This window comes from Spirochaeta isovalerica (genome assembly GCF_014207565.1).
Taxonomy (GTDB): Bacteria; Spirochaetota; Spirochaetia; order DSM-2461; family DSM-2461; genus Spirochaeta_F; species Spirochaeta_F isovalerica.
Window position 1 is genome coordinate 426,905 of the sequence record NZ_JACHGJ010000001.1, and the last position, 20,685, is coordinate 447,589.

14 protein-coding genes are annotated in these 20,685 nt (G+C 42.5%); 10 read left to right on the top strand and 4 right to left on the bottom strand.

Annotated features, from left to right (window positions below; all coding sequences use genetic code 11):
* The 8 genes from HNR50_RS01850 to HNR50_RS01885 all read left to right on the top strand — a co-directional run bounded on the left by HNR50_RS01850 (position 1) and on the right by HNR50_RS01885 (position 11,478).
* Positions 1-1,248 carry a M23 family metallopeptidase gene (locus tag HNR50_RS01850; RefSeq protein ID WP_184742854.1) on the top strand — a complete coding sequence of 416 codons (1,248 nt, stop codon included), beginning with the start codon at positions 1-3 and terminating at the stop codon, positions 1,246-1,248.
* An 85-nt stretch (positions 1,249-1,333) separates the two neighbouring features.
* Positions 1,334-1,723, top strand: a complete 390-nt coding sequence (locus HNR50_RS01855) for a hypothetical protein (protein ID WP_184742857.1) — start codon at positions 1,334-1,336, stop codon at positions 1,721-1,723.
* Positions 1,720-2,718, top strand: coding sequence for a FecR family protein (locus HNR50_RS01860; RefSeq protein WP_184742860.1), 999 nt, complete (start codon positions 1,720-1,722; stop codon positions 2,716-2,718). Before HNR50_RS01855 ends, HNR50_RS01860 begins: the two co-directional genes overlap by 4 nt.
* A 13-nt stretch (positions 2,719-2,731) precedes the next feature.
* Complete coding sequence (locus HNR50_RS01865; RefSeq protein ID WP_184742863.1) at positions 2,732-3,151, top strand: hypothetical protein; 420 nt, start codon at positions 2,732-2,734, stop codon at positions 3,149-3,151.
* A gap of 237 nt (positions 3,152-3,388) precedes the next feature.
* The gene (locus HNR50_RS01870; protein WP_184742866.1) at positions 3,389-4,030 is read left to right on the top strand and encodes an MBL fold metallo-hydrolase; all 642 of its coding nucleotides are present in this window, start codon (positions 3,389-3,391) and stop codon (positions 4,028-4,030) included.
* Complete coding sequence (gene metA / locus HNR50_RS01875) at positions 4,031-4,948, top strand: homoserine O-acetyltransferase MetA (protein ID WP_184742869.1); 918 nt, start codon at positions 4,031-4,033, stop codon at positions 4,946-4,948.
* A 12-nt stretch (positions 4,949-4,960) separates the two neighbouring features.
* Positions 4,961-7,321 (top strand): alpha-galactosidase, encoded by a 2,361-nt coding sequence (locus tag HNR50_RS01880; protein ID WP_184742872.1) that lies wholly within the window; start codon positions 4,961-4,963, stop codon positions 7,319-7,321.
* Between the two features lie 14 nt (positions 7,322-7,335).
* Entirely contained in the window at positions 7,336-11,478 is a 4,143-nt protein-coding gene (locus tag HNR50_RS01885) for a two-component regulator propeller domain-containing protein (RefSeq protein WP_184742875.1), read from the top strand.
* Here the strand turns inward: HNR50_RS01885 and HNR50_RS01890 are convergent, their stop codons facing one another.
* Genes HNR50_RS01890 through HNR50_RS01900 form a run of 3 tightly spaced genes read right to left on the bottom strand, consistent with a single transcriptional unit; the run spans position 11,479 to position 17,303 of the window.
* Entirely contained in the window at positions 11,479-13,479 is a 2,001-nt protein-coding gene (locus HNR50_RS01890) for an ATP-dependent helicase (protein WP_184742878.1), read from the bottom strand.
* A 12-nt stretch (positions 13,480-13,491) separates the two neighbouring features.
* A complete protein-coding gene (locus HNR50_RS01895; RefSeq protein ID WP_184742881.1) occupies positions 13,492-16,374 on the bottom strand; it encodes a hypothetical protein in 2,883 nt (960 codons plus the stop codon).
* Positions 16,371-17,303, bottom strand: coding sequence for a M28 family peptidase (locus HNR50_RS01900; RefSeq protein WP_184742884.1), 933 nt, complete (start codon positions 17,301-17,303; stop codon positions 16,371-16,373). The genes HNR50_RS01895 and HNR50_RS01900 overlap by 4 nt, the downstream gene beginning before the upstream one ends.
* A gap of 104 nt (positions 17,304-17,407) precedes the next feature.
* Here HNR50_RS01900 and HNR50_RS01905 point away from each other — a divergent pair, with 104 nt between their 5' ends.
* On the top strand, positions 17,408-17,884 hold the full coding sequence (locus tag HNR50_RS01905) for a hypothetical protein (protein WP_184742887.1): 477 nt from the start codon (positions 17,408-17,410) through the stop codon (positions 17,882-17,884).
* Here HNR50_RS01905 and HNR50_RS01910 read toward each other — a convergent pair whose 3' ends face one another.
* On the bottom strand, positions 17,885-19,012 hold the full coding sequence (locus tag HNR50_RS01910) for a DUF362 domain-containing protein (RefSeq protein WP_184742890.1): 1,128 nt from the start codon (positions 19,010-19,012) through the stop codon (positions 17,885-17,887). It abuts the gene before it with no gap.
* A 116-nt stretch (positions 19,013-19,128) separates the two neighbouring features.
* On the opposite strand from HNR50_RS01910, the gene HNR50_RS01915 reads away from it, so the two are divergent.
* Positions 19,129-20,667 carry a DUF3369 domain-containing protein gene (locus HNR50_RS01915; RefSeq protein ID WP_184742893.1) on the top strand — a complete coding sequence of 513 codons (1,539 nt, stop codon included), beginning with the start codon at positions 19,129-19,131 and terminating at the stop codon, positions 20,665-20,667.
* The last annotated feature ends 18 nt before the right edge of the window (positions 20,668-20,685 follow it).

The window sequence follows — 20,685 nt, forward strand, 5'->3', positions numbered from 1 at the left end:
ATGAAATATGTAAGAATATCTATCGCGGCTGTTTCTGTTATCCTGATTGGAGCAGTAAGCATTTTCAGTAAGGGAGATGAATCGGAAAAGGAACTTCTGGTCAACGCGTCTGTCGAAAAGATGGAACAGATAGATATTGTCGAGGTTCCCTATATTACCGCTGTATCAGAATCTCTCAGTACGGTAAAGGCTGAAATAGAAAGCGGTAGTAATCTGAATGATTTTCTTCTCGATCACGGACTGTCCCGTGATGAAGCTTCATCGGTGGTTTATGAAATCAGTCCCTATGTGGATCTTCATTATATTCGCGCCGGCGAGCAGTTCAAACTGAATTATATTGATACAACATTTCAGGGCCTTTCCATGATCAATTCTCCCGGAACCGTTGTGGAAGTCGTCAGGGATATTACGGCAGAAAACGGATTTCGAGCTTATGAGAAGGAAAGAACACTTAATACCTTTGTCCAGCAGATAACCGGCAGGATTGACGATAGTCTTTACAGCGCCGCTCTTGAGGCGGGCATGAATACCAATATCCTTTACGAACTGATTCGTCTTTTGTCCTATGATGTGGATTTCCAGAGAGATATTCAGGAAGGCGACACTTTTAACGTTGCCTATGAAGCTGTGTATGACGAAGAAGGCGCTTTGGTCTCTGAAGGCCGGATTCTATCAGCCCAGCTTATGACTGACGGAAGAGATATTTCCTTTTTCTATTACGAAGATTTAGAGGGAGAAGGGGATTATTATAACAAAGAAGGGCAGACAATCCGGAAAACCTTATTGAAAACTCCCATAAACGGAGCAGTGATAACTTCCGGATACGGACGGAGAATCAGCCCCATAACCGGTTTTTCCAAAATGCATCAGGGAATAGACTTCGGAGCACCTCCCGGAACTCCCATTTACGCATCAGGCGATGGTGTTATAGAAACAGCCACTTATAATGCTGTCTATGGCAATTTCATTGAAATCCGCCATGTAAATGGATATCGCACACTTTACGGCCACATGACACGCTATGCCCGAGGAATGCGCAAAGGTATACGGGTCAAGCAGGGCGCCGTTATCGGATACGTCGGTTCCACAGGGATGTCAACCGGTCCTCATCTTCATTATGAAGTTTCCTATTGGGGAACAAAAATCAATCCCAGCAATGTAAAGAGCCCACCGGGAAGAACTCTTGCAGGCAAGGATAAGCTTCTGTTTGAAAATATAAAAAATTCATACATTGCGTCCTTCCGTTAAAAGTTTTACACTCAGAAATATGAAAAGGTTATTATTTTTACTAATCTCACTTTTATTGGTTATGAGTTCATGTACTACGTTTTACATGAAAAAAAGCGGAGACATGGCTATCCGGGTCGCTGAAGCTATCAATGAAGAGAATCCCTTATTTCCTTCCTGGCATTCTACGGTTCCATTTGTTTTCGATGGGGAAATACTTGTTACCTCTTCTACGGTCAACAGTCTCTGGACTGGAATTGTCGATAGCGGTTTTACTATTAAAAATCCTGTCATTACTTCAATAGAGCCTGTTGAGAATGAAGATTTTTCACTTTTCAGAAACAGCTGGGAAATGGAAGTCTTTTTTAAAAACAAAATGCCCGATTACAGTTACCGGGTTTCGATAGAGGGAGTCTCCGGCAATATCATTTTGATTATATATCGCGATGAAAACAGAGATTACTCAATTCTCGGACTGAAGGCGGGTGCAAAATGAAAAAGTTTCTGATCATATGCATTTTATTCATACCCGCTATTTTCCTTTATTCGCAGCAGAGCGTATTCGAGTACGTTGAAGGCGAAGTTACTATTAAAAGGATATCGGGCGATCTGATTCCGGCGGAAATCGGAAACTCTATTGTTCCCGGAGATTCTGTAATTACCGGACGTGACGGTTATGCCGAGCTGACATTGGAATCAAATTCTACAATTACAATTGATAAAGATACGGTTTTTGTCTTTGCCCAGAGAGAAAAAAAAGAAGAAAAGAAAAGCATCTTCATGATCGTTCTGGGAAAAATCGGTTTTAAGTTCGACAAACTGCTCCAGGAGCCGGATATACAGACCCCGTCATCCGTAGCAGGAGTTCGGGGGACAGAGTTTACCGTCGTAACAGCATTGGACGGCAGTTCGCTTTATGTCGTCAGCGAGGGGTCTGTCGCTGTAGAAGCCGAAGGCGGCCTTGTTGTTCTTGAATTGGAAGAGGGCGTAGCTGTTTCACTGGGAGAGGCTCCCGGGGAGAAGTTTGAAGCCCGGTTCGGATCTGAAGATTACAGTGGTTGGCTTGAAGGTAAAAACATCAATTTTGATATGAATCCGGTTGAAACTCTTACTACTATGACTGAAACTTTGAAATCATATGCAAGGGGTGCTGATGATTTTTACAACCAATACCTTCAGTCAAGAAGTGAGTTGGAATCTTTGAGAGATGAACTGAATACTATTACAGATAACAAAAATGATTTTTATCAGAAAAAAGTATTTCCCAAAGAAATCGAAACAAGCTATCTGGTTCTCAATTATCGGTACTATGCCTTATCTGCGTATTCATTACGGCGGTATGTCGTTGGCAATATGTACTTAAAGACAAAAACAAAGTATTTGACAAAACAGAATGAACCAGTTTTCTCAAACTTTATTAAGGAATATGAGAGGTTCCTTGGAATTTTCGAGAAAGAGATAGTACCTTATCTTGAAGAAAGAGATGTTTAAAAGGGGTTGAGATATGAGTAAATATTTGAAGTTGACAATATTTCTGGGTTTGATTGTTATCGCTCTAACAGGGTGTGATTTGTTTTCATCAAAACTGTCTTCGAGTGAAAGACTTGAAGCTTTTGAAGATGAGTTAAACGGCTCATCCAGAACAACTACTGTTAATCATATACATCCTGATGCCTTAGGATACTCCTCGATTAACGAGGCATTCTGGGATGGCGGCCCCTTGAGCGCAGCAAATAGACCCTTTGATTTTTCAGGTGTTGTTCTTGGGGCAGAAAATAACGGAATCATTATTGGTACCGGGATAATGACAAATAACTCGGGTGATCAAACAATAAATAGTATTCAATTTAAAGAGTCCCCTGTAGGAAGTAATGACTGGTATATTCTCTCTATAATGATAAATGGCTCTGAAATCTTTCAATAACAAAAGAGGAGCCAACTGCTCCTCTTCTTCATTTATAAACCTTCAAAATCAAAAAATCCCGATGCATTATCATTACTAACGGGACAATAGCTGATCGACACAGATCTACTGGATCAATACTATGAGAAATTCAAATATGGAGAAGTCAATTTTCATAATTGAATGCCGATCGAAACGGAAACGGTCGATTTCTTTCAGGCAATTGTGTAAGTAATATCTTTTTTATATACTTACCCCATGAAATTAATTGCAATTCCCTCCGGCCCGATTGAAACAAATGCGTGGCTTCTCATAAATGATAAAACAGGTGAGGCTGTGCTTTTCGATGCTCCGCCCCAGTCTTATGAACTTGTGCAGAAAGAGCTTGAAAACTACAAATGCACTCTGAAAGGTCTTTTCATAACCCACAGTCACTGGGATCATATGCTTGATACCTTCCGTTTCGCTGAAGATGGCGTTCCGGTCTATGGACATGAAGACGGAAGCGAATTTATGGAAAATCCTCAATCAATGAGTCTCTATGCCATGCCGGGACTTGAATGGAAGGGCTGTTCTCTTTCAAACCTTGCAAAGGATAGAGAAAAAATCGAAATGGCTTCCACTGTCCTGGAAGTGAGAACGGCTCCGGGGCATTGTCCGGGCAGTATTGTCATATATATTGAAGAGATGAAAACAGCCATAACGGGCGATGTCATATTTCGCGGTTCCATAGGGAGAACGGATCTTCCGGGTGGATCCTTCGATATGCTGAAGGAACATATCCTCAAAAATATCTATACACTGCCCGGCGATGTCACTCTCTGCCCGGGGCACGGACCGGAAACGACAGTTCGTTTCGAAATGACAAACAACCCTTATGTCAGACCGGAGACTATATAAATGCCTTTAAAGATTCAGGATGGACTTCCTGCCATAGAGACTCTTACAGAAGAAAATATCTTCGTCATGACAGAAACAAGAGCGATTCATCAGGATATAAGGCCGCTGAAGATTCTCATTCTTAATCTGATGCCTCTTAAAAAGGCAACGGAAGTGCATCTGATGCGACTCCTGTCCAATACGGCTCTCCAGGTGGAAGTCGATTTGCTCAGAACAGCCACTCATGAATCGAGAAACACGTCCAGCGATCATCTCGATGTATTTTACAAAACATTCGATGAAATATCCCATCATAAGTATGATGGGATGATCATAACCGGCGCCCCGGTTGAAACCCTCGATTTCGGTGAGGTCTCCTACTGGGGGGAAATGGAAAGAATCCTCAAATGGACAGAGACGAACGTTACATCGACGCTTCATATCTGCTGGGCCGCACAGGCAGGACTCTATTTCCATTACGGCGTCCCGAAACACCCGGTAGAGGATAAAATCTCCGGTGTTTTCTGTCATAATATCGAAGCACCCAAAGAACCTATTGTCCGTGGATTCGATGACAGCTTTCTCGCTCCCCATTCCAGACATACGGAAGTGAGAAGAAAAGACATTGAGGCTATCCCGGAACTCACAATCATTTCCGAATCCGAGGAGGCTGGAATATATATCGTTTCGGCGAGAAACGGACGGCAGATATTCGTTACAGGCCATTCGGAATACGACCCTCTGACATTGAAGGAAGAATACGAGCGGGATCTCTTAAAAGGACTTGAGCCTAATATTCCGAAAAATTACTTTCCTGACGACAACCCCTCCCTTCCTCCGGTTGTCAGCTGGAGATCCCATGCGAATCTTCTTTTTTCCAACTGGCTGAATTACTATGTTTATCAAATGACTCCGTATAATCTAAACGAAATTATTTAAGGGAGAATACCCGTGATTCACTTTAGCGATAATACTTTTCATCTTCAGACCGATAACACGAGTTATATTCTGAGAATCCTTCCTACGGGACATCCGGCTCACCTCTACTATGGGGAGAAAATCAGTCATAAAGAGTCTCTGGAAAATTTCCTCTACCTTCCTTCCGAAACATTGGGCTATGGGAATTCAACTTCCTACAGTACGGGTTTTTCCGGATTTTCTCTCAATCATCTACCTCTTGAATACAGCTCCTATGGAAAAGGGGATTATCGCAATCCCTCAATCGCTTTATGCGGAGAAGATGGTAACAGGACGTTCGACTTCACCTTTGTCGGATATAAAATCAATAGCGGCAAAACAATTCCGGACGGATTGCCGGCTTCATTCCCGGATGAAAACGAGACGGTGGAAACTCTTGTTATTGAATTATCCGACCAGTCGCTTAATCTGACCCTTTTGCTGTCATACAGTATTTTCGAAAGTAAGGATATTATAACCAGGACTGTAGAAATCAGAAATAATAGTAAAAGCCCCGTGACTATAGACAAAATATCAAGCTTTTCCCTGGATTTCGATCATAAGGATTTTGATCTGATAACATTTGACGGAGCCTGGATCAGGGAAAGACATCCTCACAGAAGAGCTCTCGGTCATGGCCTGACAGAGATCAGCTCCCGTAAGGGCATCAGCAGCCCTGATCACAATCCTTTTCTGGTTTTGTGTGATAAAAAGACGACTGAACATCATGGGGATGCCTACGGTTTTGCACTGATGTACAGCGGCAATCACAGTTCTTCTGTTGAGGTCAGCTCTCACAATTCAACCAGAGTGCAGACAGGAATCAATCATTTTGATTTCAGCTGGCTTCTTGAACCGGGAGCGGCATTCCAGACCCCTGAAGCTGTTATGACATTTTCAGCTGAGGGCCTGAACGGGATGAGCGGGAATTTCCACCGTTTTATTCGGCATAATATTGTAAGAGGCACATGGAAACATAAAGAGCGACCGGTTCTGATAAATAACTGGGAAGCAACCTATTTTGATTTTAATGAAAAAAAACTCCTCAACCTGGCCAAAGAAGCCAAAAGCCTCGGGGTCGAACTATTCGTTCTTGATGATGGATGGTTCGGAGAGAGAAACGACGACAGAACTTCACTGGGAGACTGGTTCGTCAATAAAAAGAAACTGCCTTCCGGTATAGAAGGGCTTGCCGAAAAGATCAACAAGCTGGGAATGAATTTCGGTATCTGGGTAGAACCGGAAATGATCTCGGAAAAGAGCGATCTCTATGAGAAACATCCGGACTGGATGGTCAGGACGCCTCATCGCGATCCTTCTCCGGGGCGCAATCAATTTCTCCTCGATTTATCGAATGTTCTGGTTTGTGATTTTCTCTATGAGATCCTTTCTGATTTATTTAGAAAGGCCGGAATTTCCTATGTGAAATGGGATATGAACCGCTCTTTCAGTGACGTCTATTCTCCAGCTCTTTCTCCCGAAAGACAGAAGGAATTTTCGCACCGCTATGTTCTCGGTCTTTATTCTCTTCTTGAAAGGCTGACTAATGAGTTCCCTCATATCCTTTTTGAATCTTGTGCAAGCGGCGGGAGCCGTTTTGATCTGGCGATGTTCTATTATATGCCTCAGATCTGGACTAGTGATGATACAGATGCCATGGAAAGGCTTCCCATACAATACGGCAGTTCCATGCTGGCTCCGCTTTCAGTCATGGGTGCCCATGTCAGCGCCGTCCCCAACCATCAGGTTCTGAGAAATACTCCTTTGGAAACGAGATTTAATACGGCTACATTCGGATTGCTCGGATATGAACTGGATTTGACAAAGCTGAATAATTTTGAAAAAAAAGTCATAAAAAAGCAGATCTCATTTTATAAGGAATACAGAAAACTCCTGCAGTTCGGCGATTTCTACAGGATCGAAGATCCTTTATCAGGAGAAATGACTTTATGGATGGTCGTCTCTTCTGATAAAAATGAAGCTATCATCGGGTATTACCAGAAAACAGCCAAACCGAATCCGGGTCCGGAAAGATACAGGCTGAAAGGGCTGGATCCTCATAAAAAATACTCTCTGAAAAACCGCACCCAGTTTATGGATGTTAAACAATTCGGCCATTTAATAAATATGGTATCTCCTGTTGAATTAAAAGAGAACGGCGTCCTGCATCAAATGGTAGCGTCCAATTATCTTTATGAAGTTGAGAAAACGGAATTCTCAGCATACGGCGATCAATTGATGAACAGAGGATTTTGTCCGGCTCATCAGTTTTACGGAACGGGGCTCGATGAGAAGATAGCTTTTCTGGGAGACTTCGGTTCCCGCTTATTCCTTTTGAAAGCACTGGATAAATGATTTATAATAGTTTCATGAAACGTCAGGTTTTATTAGTTTTTTCTCTGTTCTTCTCAGTTCTTTCTTTATGCGGCGAACCCATTCAGACATTTCGTCTTGATCATATTACAATCAGCGATGGACTCCCCAATTCATCTGTCTCCGCCATTGTTCAGGATTCACGCGGTTTTATGTGGTTCGGGACTCAGTCCGGGTTAACAAGGTATGACGGTTACAGTTTTACGACTTACCTGAATGATCCTTTCGACTCCAATTCTCTTCCCCATAATCAGATACAAACCTTGTTCATGGACGATAATAATATCCTCTGGATCGGAACCTATAACGGGCTCTGCCGATATGATATAGAAAAGGGAATCTTTACCAATTATCCGAGTATAGATGGCGATAACACATCTCTAAGCAACGATGTCGTCGTCGCTATTGAAAAGGACTCTCAGGGACGTTTATGGGTGGGAACCCTGAACGGCTTGAATCTTTTCGACGAGGAAAATGGATCTTTTACCCGCTTCTCCCATGATGGCGATAATAAATTTTCTATTCCCGATAATACCGTCAGAACAATACTAAACGATGCGGAGGGCGTTCTCTGGGTAGGGACTTACGGCGGCTTAAGCCGTTGGAATGAAAATCTCGGAAGGTTCGATACCTTCAGTTGTTCTGAAGATATTATTCAGTTAAGCATACAGCAATACAAGGATAGCCTGGGTGAAGATGATATAAGTGCAACCCGTTCGGATGACTTTATTATGGAAAAGCTGGGCCTTTCTGTTGATGTTACAACTATCCCGAGCAATTATGTCATGACTTTAAAACAGCATCCTGCGGACCGGAATATTCTTATCGTGGGAACCTGGGAAGGAAAGACGTCTCCGGGAGGCGTGGCGTTTTTCAACACATCTACGCTAAAAGCTGAAAGACTTGATACGATTGACAACAGGGTATACAGCCTTCTGACTGATGAAAGAAATAAACTCTGGATAGGAACATGGGGTGGGGGTCTCGTACTTTACGATTTGACAGACGGTGGAATGAATCATTTTTATACGGGAAACAATTCCGAAATATCTCACGATATTATTTATTCTCTTTATAGAGATCATTCCGGCGTTGTCTGGATCGGCACGAACGGAGGAGGAATCGATAAGTACGTAGATTGGAAAAACCTTTATAAATTCTATAAAAATGATCCAGAGTCTCCCTTTTCTCTGCCTCCGGGAAAAGTGAATTCCGCCATGGAGGACTCATTCGGGAATATCTGGTTCGCTGTTCAGGGGCATGGCATAAGCCGTTTCAATCCCGATACGGGGCTTTTCAAAAATTACGAGAGTGAAGTTAGCAATCCTAAATCCCTGAGTAATTCACTGGTCAATGCTGTATATGAGGACAGCAAGCTGAATCTCTGGGTCGGAACCAATAACGGTCTTAATCTATACAACCGTGTATCTGATGATTTCGAGCGGTTTTACTCCGGTAAGGGGGAGACTTCTCTGCCGGACAACCTCATTTACTCAATAGCAGAAGATCATGAAGGCAACCTCTGGCTCGGGTCTTATACAAGAGGCATCTTTGTAAGATCTCCAGATACAGGAATCTACACCTATTATGAAAATGATAAGAATGATCCTACCAGTTTGTCTGATAACCTGATCAGAAGCCTTTTCGTCGATTCTACGGGAACTGTCTGGGCTTGTACCAATAAAGGTTTGAACCGCTTCAATCCCCGGAACGGTTCTTTCATACGATATCTCCATGATGCTGAAGACAGAAACAGCATCAGCAGTAACGATGTCCGGCGAATTTACGAAGACTCTTCAGGAAACCTCTGGATTGCGACAAACGGCGGAGGTGTCAATCTTTACGACAGGGCCTCTGACTCTTTCTCTCTGTTGTCCTCCGCTGATGGGTTGTTGAGCAATTCTGTCATGGCTATCGGCGAAGATGAAGAGGGCAGGCTTCTTTTTGTAACAATCCCGGGAATATCAATTTACAATCCCAAGGATCATTCCTTTTCAGTAATCGACAAGAAAACCGGTCTTCTCAGCAGTGAGTTAACCAGCGGTTTTCTTAAAGCATCGGACGGAAGTCTTTATATCGGCGGCACAAATGGTATAACCTACATACCCAAACTCCAGTTACAGACCGTTACATACAAGCCTATGGTCAACATCAATTCCATAGAAGTTCTGGGCGTTCCCTACGATCAGGATGGACGGGCTGCCTGGTCATTAAACAATCTCATTCTGGATTATGGTGAAAATACAATCGGGTTTGAATTTACATTGAGTGATTATTCCTCTGCCGGCCAGAATCAGTTTGCCTATAAACTGGAAGGCGTCGATTCTGACTGGGTATATTCCGGTTTCAGGAATTTTGCCAGGTACACCAATCTCAATCCCGGAAGTTATATCTTTAAAGTCATAGGAGCTGACAGTAGAAATAACTGGAACATGGAAGGGTCCTCCGTGTCTTTTACTATCAAACCACCATTCTGGCGTTCCTATTTTGCTTACCTAACCTATATCATTCTCTTTATTCTTCTTTTCCTTTTGATTTATCTGCGGATCAAGAACAGGCAGGACGAAGCCATCCGCAAGATGGAAGAACAAAAAGCATTGAATCTGGAGCTGGAAAACCGCGTGAGGAAAAGAACGGCTCAAATTGAAGAAGCCAGAAGAATCGCGGAAGACGCCACAAAAGCCAAAAGTCTTTTTCTCGCTAATATGAGTCATGAGTTGAGAACGCCTTTAAATGCTGTTGTGGGTTTCAGTGAGCTTTTGAATGAAGAAGATTACAGTCCGGAGAAAAGACATATTATTACTTCGATCAAAACAGCCGGGAAAAGCTTATCGACCCTCATTAATGACCTGCTCGATTTATCAAAACTGGAAGCCGGCAAAATGACGATAAAGAAATCAGCAGTAGATATTTCGAGAGTTATATTTGAAATCAGGCATATCTTTAATCTCAGGGTTCGGGAGAAAGGGCTGGAATTCATTCTCGATATAGATCCGGAAATACCTGAAGAAGTATTGATCGATGAGACGAGGTTCAGGCAGATCCTGATCAATCTCACGGGAAATTCAATTAAATTCACCAATGAAGGCTTTGTTAAAATTGCCCTTAAAGTTCTCCAGAAAAATGTTAATAACAACTCGATTGATCTCAAAATAGATGTGTCCGATACGGGTTGCGGAATCAGCGAGCAGAATCTTCAGAAAATTTTTGATCTTTTCTGGCAAAGCGAAAGCCGCGATCTTAATAAACCGGCAGGAACCGGTCTCGGTTTGTCTATCTGTAAAAATCTGGCTATGCTCATGAATGGATCGATCGATGTTAAAAGCGAGTTGGATAAGGGGACTACCGTCACCGTAGTTTTCAAAGACCTGCCGATACCTTCTTCCGACTCTCGGAAAAAAAGCAGAGAAGCCAGAAAAAATCTGAAATCGAACAGGTTCAATGATGTAAAAGTTGTCGTGACTGATGATATTGCCGATAACCGGAACTTGTTATTAGAGATATTGAAGCAAATGGATATCGAAGCTTTTCCTGCTGAGAACGGAAAAGAAGCAATCGAGGTTATATCGAAAGAAAAACCTGATATTGTTTTCATGGATTTGCAGATGCCGGTTATGGATGGTTATACAGCTGCAAAAAAATTGAAGGAAAGTCTTCAGACTCAATCCATACCGGTTGTAGCTGTTACCGCTTCTCTTCAGAATGAATTATTTAACAAAGAAGGTGGGAAAATCAATTATTTTTCCGACTACATAACAAAACCCTATTCCATCGATAGCATAAGAGAAGTTCTGGTGCATCTGGTCGGTCATAAGTTACGGGACAATCTGAATTCTGTAAAAAGCCCTGATATGAGAAAAGTAACAATGCAGGCCGGAGATATAGACGATCTCGATAACCTTATTATCAAGCTTGAGGAATTCAAGAGTGAATGGAAAAACCTGAAGCCTTCCGGAAGAATGAGCCGGCTGGAAAACTTCGGAGTCAGATTGAGAGAAGTCGGGAAAAGACATAACGCCTCGGATCTTATAGACTATGCCGAAATATTTTTAGCCAGTATTAAAGTTTTTGATTTGAAATCAATTGAAAAAGAATTAAATCAGTTTCCCGGGATAATCGAAAAATTTAAAGATCTCTGATTATTTCCAGGGCATTCTGCCGAAATATTCCGTGGCTTCATCGGCATTTTCTATTTCTTTTTCGCTTTCCATCTGTTCCATCAGGTCAGAGGGTATCTCTTCCAGAAAACGGGAAGGTTTAGGTTCGATAATATCCCTCAGCTGCTTTCTCTTGCGGCAGTAGGTGATAAAAAGAGATTTTCTCGCTCTGGTTATGGCTACATAAAAAAGACGTCTTTCTTCCTCAATATTCGCCTCTGATTCAGCAACGGAACGGGCATGTGGCATTATATCCTCTTCTACACCGGCAAGAAAAACATGATCAAATTCCAGTCCTTTGGAAGCGTGAATTGTCATCAGGTTAACTTTTCCGCTATCATCTTCCTGATTCTCATCGCGAGTAACAAGAGTTATCCTGTTAATCCATTTAGAAAGGGAAGGATCGAGGTTATCGGGATTTTTCTCCCAGCGGCGGAAGAAATCAATGAACATCGTGACGTTATCGTATTTCCACTTGGCTACTTTATCATTTTTCTGATGCTCCTGTAAAAGATAAGCCCAGTAATCGATTTCTTCGACAAGCTCCATCGCCGTACCGGCCAGATCCTGTCCTTCTTCGAAAGCATTGGTATAGCTGTCTATCAGCTCGACAAAGTCGGCCAGATTTCCTTTAATGGAATCAGAAACGGGGGCGTCGGAAGAATAAACGACTGAAGTTATAGCCGAATAAAGACTGCATCTTTTCGCTTGAGAGAGGTTTATCAGCGTTTCAAGAGTTTTCTTGCCGATACCCCGTCTGGGAACGTTTATAGCCCTCAGGACATTTATATCGTCATCGGGATTATTGATGATTTTCAGATAGGAAATTATGTCCCGGATTTCTCTTCTCTCAAAAAAACTTGTACCACCGGACATCGTATAGGGGATATTATGGGCCAGCAGTGCATCTTCAATCGCTTTTGTCAAATTGTTGGTTCGAATCAGAATTCCGACCTGATCGTACTTGATTCTCTCTCTGGTCCTGAGCATGGCTATGGTGTCTGCTATAAACTCACCTTCTTCGCGGTCATCTTCCGGGTTGTTCAGTTTGATTGTCATTTCATTGTGATTGAGTTCAGTCCATAATTCCTTGGACTTCCTGTTTGTGTTGTTGGCAATTACGGCGTTCGCAGCTTTCAATATCGTTCCCGTCGATCGATAGTTCCGTTCCAGTTTTATTTCGATAAGCTCAGGATAATCCTTTTCAAACTGTACGAGATTTTCATAATTCGCGCCTCTCCAGGAATAAATGGACTGATCGTCATCGCCCACGCAACAGATATTACGAGACTCACTGGCTAGAAGGTTTAAGAATTTATACTGAATTAGCGAAGTATCCTGAAATTCATCAACCATAAGATACCGATAACGCTTTCTGAAGGTATTGAGGATTTCTTCAGACTCTTCGAAAAGCTTGATGGGTAGTATGATAAGGTCATCAAAATCCACAGCATTATATAACTTCATATGATCGAGATATTCATTATAGAGTTCGCGATGCATATCATTCGTACGATCCCACATGACTCTCTGAGTTTTTATCGCTGAAAAGAGATTGGATAGCTCCATTAATTCGGGGTTCTCGTATTTCAGCTTCAATTCCCGGGCGGCTTCTTTAATACAGGCCATCTTGTCTCCCGTATCGTAAATCGTGAAATTGTTCCTGTAACCGAGGTATCCTATTTTTTCCTTGAGAACTTTAAGTCCGAAAGAATGAAAGGTGGAAATGGTCAGATTGGAAAGTTTCTTTCCCGTAATAAGCTTGACCCTTTCTCCCATTTCTCTGGCCGCTTTATTTGTGAATGTCAAAGCCAGTATGTGCGATTGGGGTATCCCGTGATTGAGCATGTTGACGATACGATTGGTAATGACCCCGGTTTTGCCGCTACCGGCGCCGGCAATGATCAGAAGAGGACCTTCAATTGTATCCACTGCAAGTTTCTGTTCGGGATTGAGTCGTACTTTATTGGTATCTACAGCCATGGGTTTCTGTTGCTATCCGTTTTTCTTTTTCCATAGCACAGCCACTTCGTTAAAGGAGAAAGATTTCTCCGGAAAAGACTGTACCGCGGAAGTTTTTGTTATCGGTTTCCCCTCAAGATCAGCTCTCATAAGAGATCTGAGAGAACTGTTTCCTGAATGGTTCACACCGGACAGTGTAACACACAGCATGTCAGCATCTACTCTTTTTGCAAAATTTACAAGAGCCTTTCTGATTTCACGATAAAAAAAGACGGGATTGAACTTGGACAGCCATTTCTCCTGCACATGAATTCCTGAAATGATCATAAGCCTGCCTCTGCTGTTCGAACGGAATCCCATGAGAATGGAAATGTAACCGGCTATTTTCATATCTCTGTTGTCTATGATCCGGAAGGGAACAAAGTCCTTCCTTTTGATTTCGCTGAAAAGATTTCTGTATCCGCTATGCCCTGAAAGGTGGAAAAACTGATCGATTTTTCTTTTTCCTCCGACAATCGTAAGCTTCCGAGACTCTCCTGTCTCATGACCTCTTACTAGGGCGTCCTGCTCTTCATCGAAGAGCTGAACATTTAAATTCTCCCGGAGGTTTTTCAATATGATTCCGGCACATTCCATCATTGTCTCTGTTCCCGGAAAACTTTTCTGAAAAAGAGTTCTCGCGACAGGAGGAAGCAGAGCCGTTTCATTTATACAGAAATTATTTATATAATCATTGAGATAGATGCCGTATATTTCCTTGAGATTTAAAAGGTTTTCGATGGAGAAGGAATCCCGTTCCCTTTTTTCCATAATATCGGAAAAAGGAGGATAGGCGAGCTCCGTCAAACCGGCCTGTGAAATCAAACCGCTTATGGCCAGTTCCTCTATCAGGGAAATCGTTTTTTCAGCCAGTTCTTTTTCCTGGAGTAATATCCATGACGCGCATTCTCTTCCGACTTCTCCCGCTTTCCCTGTGAGGTTGTTTATCTCGCCGGTGAATAGCTGGAAATTATTCATAATATCGACTGAATTATCCCCGTAGGACTCTCCGTAGTAATAAACTCCGGCTTTTATAATGGAAGAAGCCAGTCTGTCCCGGTATAATTCATCTTTACGCATGGAATAAGCCCTTCCCACATACCGCTGCCTGGCCGCAAGGAACTGTTGATCCGAGGAGCTCCTGTTTCCGTACAGACTTTCGGTCAGCGTAACTTCTTCCGGTTTTTCAAAACCATCGGGAATGGCAGGCTCCATAGCTGTTGTCTCACTATTAAGCATTTCTTCGATTTCCTGCCGATTGATCCGTGGGGAACGAACCACCTGTTTGATTATGGCATTTTCGATAATGCGCTCTACTTTCGGTAGTTCCTTTACTGAGATTTCGAGAGTCGGATCGAGTATATATTTATCAAATGTTTTATTCAGGCTGTATATAGCTTCATCCTGTTTTTCATCATGAAGTTCTTTCCATTTCTGGAATATCTCTCGATCGAATACTTTACAGGAAGATATGTAATCTATGATTTTTTGTGTCTCTTTAACATCGGAAGCATAGAGCATCATGACTTTGAGTATCTCATCTGTTTCCGTGGAATTGAGCTGACGGATTTTTCTTACGGCGTTCTGGAAAAAATCAATATCTTCCGGAGATTTTATAAAGCCCCCGGAAAAAAAGGTCATATACTGCCTGTAATCTATCGGGTAGTCGAGAATTGTATATTCCTCAATAAGTTCGAAATGCTTCTGCATTACAAGGCGCATTGTTGCCTGGATGTTGCCGGATATTGATTTTTTTCGAATTTCTTCAACGCCCTGTACGTGGAGGGGTTTTAGAAATCGTGTGTATTGTTTCTCATCGGATATCCGGCTGCTGATAAAATCTATATGGTTGAGAAGTCTAATTATCTCCCTGCGAATGATTTCAGGCTTTTCAATACGGCACACGCTCGTAATATAAAGATCGCCGTAATTATCGAAAATGTCTTTCGTATATTTGTATGGTTCGGTCATGACTTCTTTCCAGCGGATAGCGACATCCCGGAAAAGGCGATCCGTTTCAGCCAGAGATACTTCTTTTGTGAATCTCGAATCAGGAGAGAGAAGGGGTATTATCAGTTTCCGTAATGAATACTGATTGAATGTCGTTCCGTCATTCTCCTTACCGAAAAGTGCGTTTAGCCTTCTGGTCATTGACCATTGCAGCGTCATAGCTTCCTTGAAACTTTCAGGATTATCTCCATACCGCTCCAGATGAACCATGACTATTTTATTCAGAACCTCGGGTGGACTGAAACCCATTCTCCCGTTGTTGACAAGGCAGTTCTCAATAAGGCGGACATATGATCTGGGGAATGCATTTTCTATCAGATAAGTCTGAATCTGATTCATTGCTTCAAGAGGGGATTCCCATTTAGGCAGGCTGAACCTGAGATAAATTGTTCTTATCAGGGGGATATTCCAGACCACCTTTAAAGGTTCCGGAACAGAGCAGAGATCCTTAAGGACAGCAGCTGATATATGTCCTCGGAAATAACCGCTTATGAAGGTAGAAAAATCCACCGGCTTCATTTCCAGGCCGGGCGAAAGATGAATCGGACCATTGAACATGTGTCCTTTCAGTGGCTTATCTTCGTTCAGTAACCGCTGTTCCAGAAATTCACCGGCGCTGTTCAGGTAAATGACTTTATTGCCGTTTTTGATTCTGAATTGCGCTTCTTCGGGGAATATTTCAGTATTTTCTACAATGAAGATGAGTATTTCATAGAGATTGAGAAGATCTCGACTTGTAATGGGGACATTCTCAGCGGATTTTATCATGAAATTTCTGGTTTCTTTTGACCATTTGGGAAGCTTCCGGGCTTTCTGATATAACTTGAAAGCTTTTTTGTTCAGCTTTAATGTCTGAAGTCCGTTCATGTTTCTACATCTCCGAAAGGAATCTGAAATCCCGCAAGTTCCATTATGAACTCTTCAATTAAATGGAAAGCGCTGTCCGTAAGAGTTTCAACCTTATCTTCACCGGAGTGGTTGTTCTTCCAGGAAGGAGGAATGTTGCGTTCGATAAAATCCTGGTATTCCGGGGATAACATCCCCTTGTCATATATGTACTGCCATTGTTCTTCTTTTCGGGCAATCAGGCGGCTTTTTGCGATAATGGCTTCATCATAAGGGAGAACAGACAACTGCACCGATGGATAGCGATTGAGTAATAGTCCCAGATCATCTGAAAACAGCAGATTTATATTAAAAAACTCTCCGCTTCTGAATTCGAGAAAAAGATTGGATAAAACATTGGAAAACAGCTCCATATGTTTCACTATCGGGCTGTATCGCCTGTCTTTTTCTTCTTTCGACTTTAAAAGCTGCAATCCGGTTTGGCCGTAAATCAGAGTATCTCCTATGCCGCACATATCAAAAACAAAAAAAATACAATTGGAAATACTCTTTTCCCTGAAAAGCCGGGCCAGCTGAAAGGCTCCCTGGTTCGTAACCGACATCTCTGGACTTATTTCTTCTTTATCTGTAAGAATGATCTGAATATTATGAGCGAATTTCAGATTTTTGAGCATACTTATGGAGTGCAGCAATTGCATGACCGCCGCGCTGTTGTCATTGGCTCCGGGAGTGCCCGATACCCTGTCATAATGGGCTACAAGCGTTTTGACATAATAACGTTTCAGATAAGGACGGACTTTGTCGAGACGGATGAGAATATGCCTGGCTTCACCTGTCGGAATAACGCTGTGTGTTATTTCTTCTTTCGTCAGCCAGTTGATCAGGAAATCATAACGGTCGCAATCCGGTCTGCAGAACTCCTTTAAATCATTAAGCATTCGATCGTTCATTAACCTCTCCCTTTATTAAGAATAAGTTAAAAATGAATATTTTCATATTTACAATTTAAAATAATGCCGAAAATAAATGAATATCGCTTCTTCAGGAGAATCGGATGAAACTTTCAGGAAAAATATTATTTTTCTGCCTTCTCTTTGTCATAACAACCCCTCTGGCAGCTCTCTCGATAGACAGGCTGAAAAGTAATCCGGAGAGATATAAAGGCGATACCGTCCGTCTATCCGGTGAAGTGACATTTGTCGCCGGAATTCCATTTACCGATCTGCAGGTTTATATTCTGGAAGACAATAGCGGTTCCCTTCTCGTTTTTACTGCTTTCCCGAAGGAACTCGATGAGAGAACCAGGATAAAGGCTGAAGTCATTGCCTATATAGGCGATAATAAGGAGAGAGATAGAGAAGATGCTATAAACCGGATATCCGACTATCTGGTTGAAAAAGAAATTCTGGAACGGAAAGCTGCAAGAAAGGTTTCAGAAATCTCATTGAAATTCCTGAATACAGTAGCGGATGCGGCAACCGGGGTATGGTTCGTAATCGAACAGGAGAAAACAGGCTTTCTCAATCTTTAATCAGAAGCGACCGATGCGGATAGCATCAACGGGGCAGACTTCATGACAGCAGTAGCACCGTATACATTTACTGTAATCAACAACAGCTTTTCTTTTATTCTCTTTTCCCTGCAATTCAAGCGCATCAGGCGGACATATTTCAACACATTTCCCACAGCCTATGCATTTTGATTTTGAGAAAAACGGTCTGGGAACATATAAGTCTTTAACAAGTTTAAAAACAAAGTCGGGAAGGATTTTTTTTATAAACCCGGTATCCTTGAGTATTTTTACTTTTTTAAATGTCTCCGGCTTCACTTCTGCGGGCTGCATAGCGGGATAAGTTATTTCTTCGAAACTGTTCAACCATATTTTTCTTTTCAAAGCTTCCTGGAATATGGGAATTTCCAGCGGGTCATATCCGACGATTGATGCGCAGGCGGCGTCCAGAGCCAGCAAATTCGCAGAGGCTGCAATAAAACCCAGGTGCTTTGGATAACCGCTCCCCGGTCCCGCGCCTTCCATCGCGACTACAGCATCCATAACAGCGTAATCGGCATTCAGAGCCCCGTTCAAATCGACAATCATCGAAGCGAAATCTTCTTTTTCAGGAAAATTAAAATGAAACCTGGATTTATTCAACCCCGGAATTGTCCCGAAAAGATTCTTCATCGCTCCGGTAAAATACATCATTTCATGAGTTTTGAGTTTCGCAAGAGATATTAAAACATCACATTCCAGGACAACCTTTGCTGGAAAGAACTGTTTTTGAACCACACCCTGTTTATACTCAAGAAGCGCGGGATCGGAAAAATCGACCCATTCGGCGTCATGCCGTAAAACGACCTCCTTGACCCCGCTCTTACGGCCGGCACTCTCTGTGGAAGCGACGCCCGGGGAATCGCCGACCTTTACAGACAGGGCTCCTCTCTCCTTTACTATTCGGATCAGGGCCTCGACGACTGCAGGATGAGTCGTGACGGCTTTTTCAGGCGGAACCGGGTACAGAAGGTTAGGCTTCAGCAAAACGGTTTTGTTATATACATCAGGGAAATCTCCCGCTGCTTCAATGGCTTCTTTAATTGAAAAGAATACTTTTTCACTATCATAATCGCCGCATTTAACTACAGCTACATTAGAGTTCTTCATAATCTTATTGTTGATACTTTTTCTTTTTTAGGCAATAGCATGTGAATTATGTTCTTGTTCTCTCCAAGAGTGTGAACTAAAATTAAAATATCCGGTTACAGGAGGGTGTTTTTTTAATGAGTGATGATCAGTTCATTTTCGCTGACGAAGAGGAAAATATCGTATCTCCCGATACAGATCATAAATGGAAACTGATTATAGCTGATGACGAGGAAGAGATTCATTCCGTAACCAAAATGGTTCTCAGCAATTACACTTTCGATGGATCCGGGCTGGAGTTTCTGAGCGCTTATACAGGCAGTGAAACAAGAAAGCTCATTGCCGACAACCCCGATACCGCTGTCATACTCCTCGATGTGGTAATGGAGAAAGAAAATTCCGGGCTTGAGACAGTCCGGTGGATAAGAGAAGAATTAAAAAACAATTTTGTCAGAATTATCCTCAGAACCGGGCAGCCCGGCCAGGCTCCGGAAAAGCAGGTTATCAGGGATTACGATATTAATGACTACAAAGAAAAAACAGAACTGACAGATCAGAAACTGTTTACAACGATTACATCTTCCATCCGCTCTTTCCGGGATATAAAGACCATAGACAGGAATAAGAGAGGGCTGGAACAGATTATCGTATCTTCTGCGGGTATGTTCGAAGAAAACAACCTCAAAACTTTCACCTCCGGTGTTCTGACGCAATTGACCGCGCTCCTTCAGTTTGATGAAACATCCTTTATGCTTCAATCTTCCGGGTTCGCTTTGGGCGGAGAAGAGGAAGACCTTTATGTGCTCTCCGGCACAGGCGATTACTCCGGCCTTGAAGGTTTGTCTGCTACATCGGCAATAGGCGAGAAAGAAAAGAAAATTGTCGAAACTGTTCTGGAGGAAAAACAGAGCCGTTTTTTTGAAGATACCTATGTGGGATATTTCGAGAGGGGCAAAGGTGCGGTTAACCTCTTATATCTGAAAGGTAATAAAGTCCTTTCCGAACTCGATAAAGAACTCATTAAAATTTTCGCATCTAATATTTCCGTAGCCTATGACAACATTTTTCTGAATAAGGAAATTGAAGATACACAGAAAGAAATAATAACCACTCTCGGTGAGGTCGTGGAATCCCGGTCCAAGGAAACGGGTAACCATGTAAAAAGAGTAGGAGCTTTCAGCGCCCTCATCGGTCGGAAAATCGGTCTTGGCGATGAGGAGATAGAACTGCTCCGCTCCGCTTCGCCCATGCATGATATCGGGAAAATCGGGATCCCTGAAGCTATTATCAATAAACCGGGAAAACTCACCAAAGAAGAGTTCGAAGTCATCAAAACTCATACGATCATCGGATATGAAATTCTTAAAGGTTCGGATCGGAGCATTTTGAAAGCCGCTGCTATTATCGCTCTTCAGCACCATGAGAAATGGGACGGGAGTGGATATCCCTATGGCCTGGCCGGAGAAGATATCCACATTTACGGAAGAATTACAGCAATCGCTGACGTTTTCGATGCGCTGGACCATAAAAGGGTTTATAAAAATCCCTGGAGTCTGGATGATATAAAAATCTTTTTCGCCGACCAAAGGGGTACACACTTTGACCCGAATCTGGTTGAAATTCTTCTGGGTAATATGGACGAGTTCCTCAAGATCAGAGATCTTTACCCTGATTAATCCAAATAACACCTGAAT

Coding starts and splice junctions, on each gene's coding strand:
- HNR50_RS01915 (WP_184742893.1), top strand. CDS start 19,129: ATGAGTGATGATCAGTTCATTTTCGCTGACGAAGAGGAAAATATCGTA.
- HNR50_RS01855 (WP_184742857.1), top strand. CDS start 1,334: ATGAAAAAAAGCGGAGACATGGCTATCCGGGTCGCTGAAGCTATCAAT.
- HNR50_RS01885 (WP_184742875.1), top strand. CDS start 7,336: ATGAAACGTCAGGTTTTATTAGTTTTTTCTCTGTTCTTCTCAGTTCTT.
- HNR50_RS01900 (WP_184742884.1), bottom strand. CDS start 17,303: ATGAACGATCGAATGCTTAATGATTTAAAGGAGTTCTGCAGACCGGAT.
- metA (WP_184742869.1), top strand. CDS start 4,031: ATGCCTTTAAAGATTCAGGATGGACTTCCTGCCATAGAGACTCTTACA.
- HNR50_RS01860 (WP_184742860.1), top strand. CDS start 1,720: ATGAAAAAGTTTCTGATCATATGCATTTTATTCATACCCGCTATTTTC.
- HNR50_RS01895 (WP_184742881.1), bottom strand. CDS start 16,374: ATGAACGGACTTCAGACATTAAAGCTGAACAAAAAAGCTTTCAAGTTA.
- HNR50_RS01870 (WP_184742866.1), top strand. CDS start 3,389: ATGAAATTAATTGCAATTCCCTCCGGCCCGATTGAAACAAATGCGTGG.
- HNR50_RS01850 (WP_184742854.1), top strand. CDS start 1: ATGAAATATGTAAGAATATCTATCGCGGCTGTTTCTGTTATCCTGATT.
- HNR50_RS01905 (WP_184742887.1), top strand. CDS start 17,408: ATGAAACTTTCAGGAAAAATATTATTTTTCTGCCTTCTCTTTGTCATA.
- HNR50_RS01890 (WP_184742878.1), bottom strand. CDS start 13,479: ATGGCTGTAGATACCAATAAAGTACGACTCAATCCCGAACAGAAACTT.
- HNR50_RS01865 (WP_184742863.1), top strand. CDS start 2,732: ATGAGTAAATATTTGAAGTTGACAATATTTCTGGGTTTGATTGTTATC.
- HNR50_RS01910 (WP_184742890.1), bottom strand. CDS start 19,012: ATGAAGAACTCTAATGTAGCTGTAGTTAAATGCGGCGATTATGATAGT.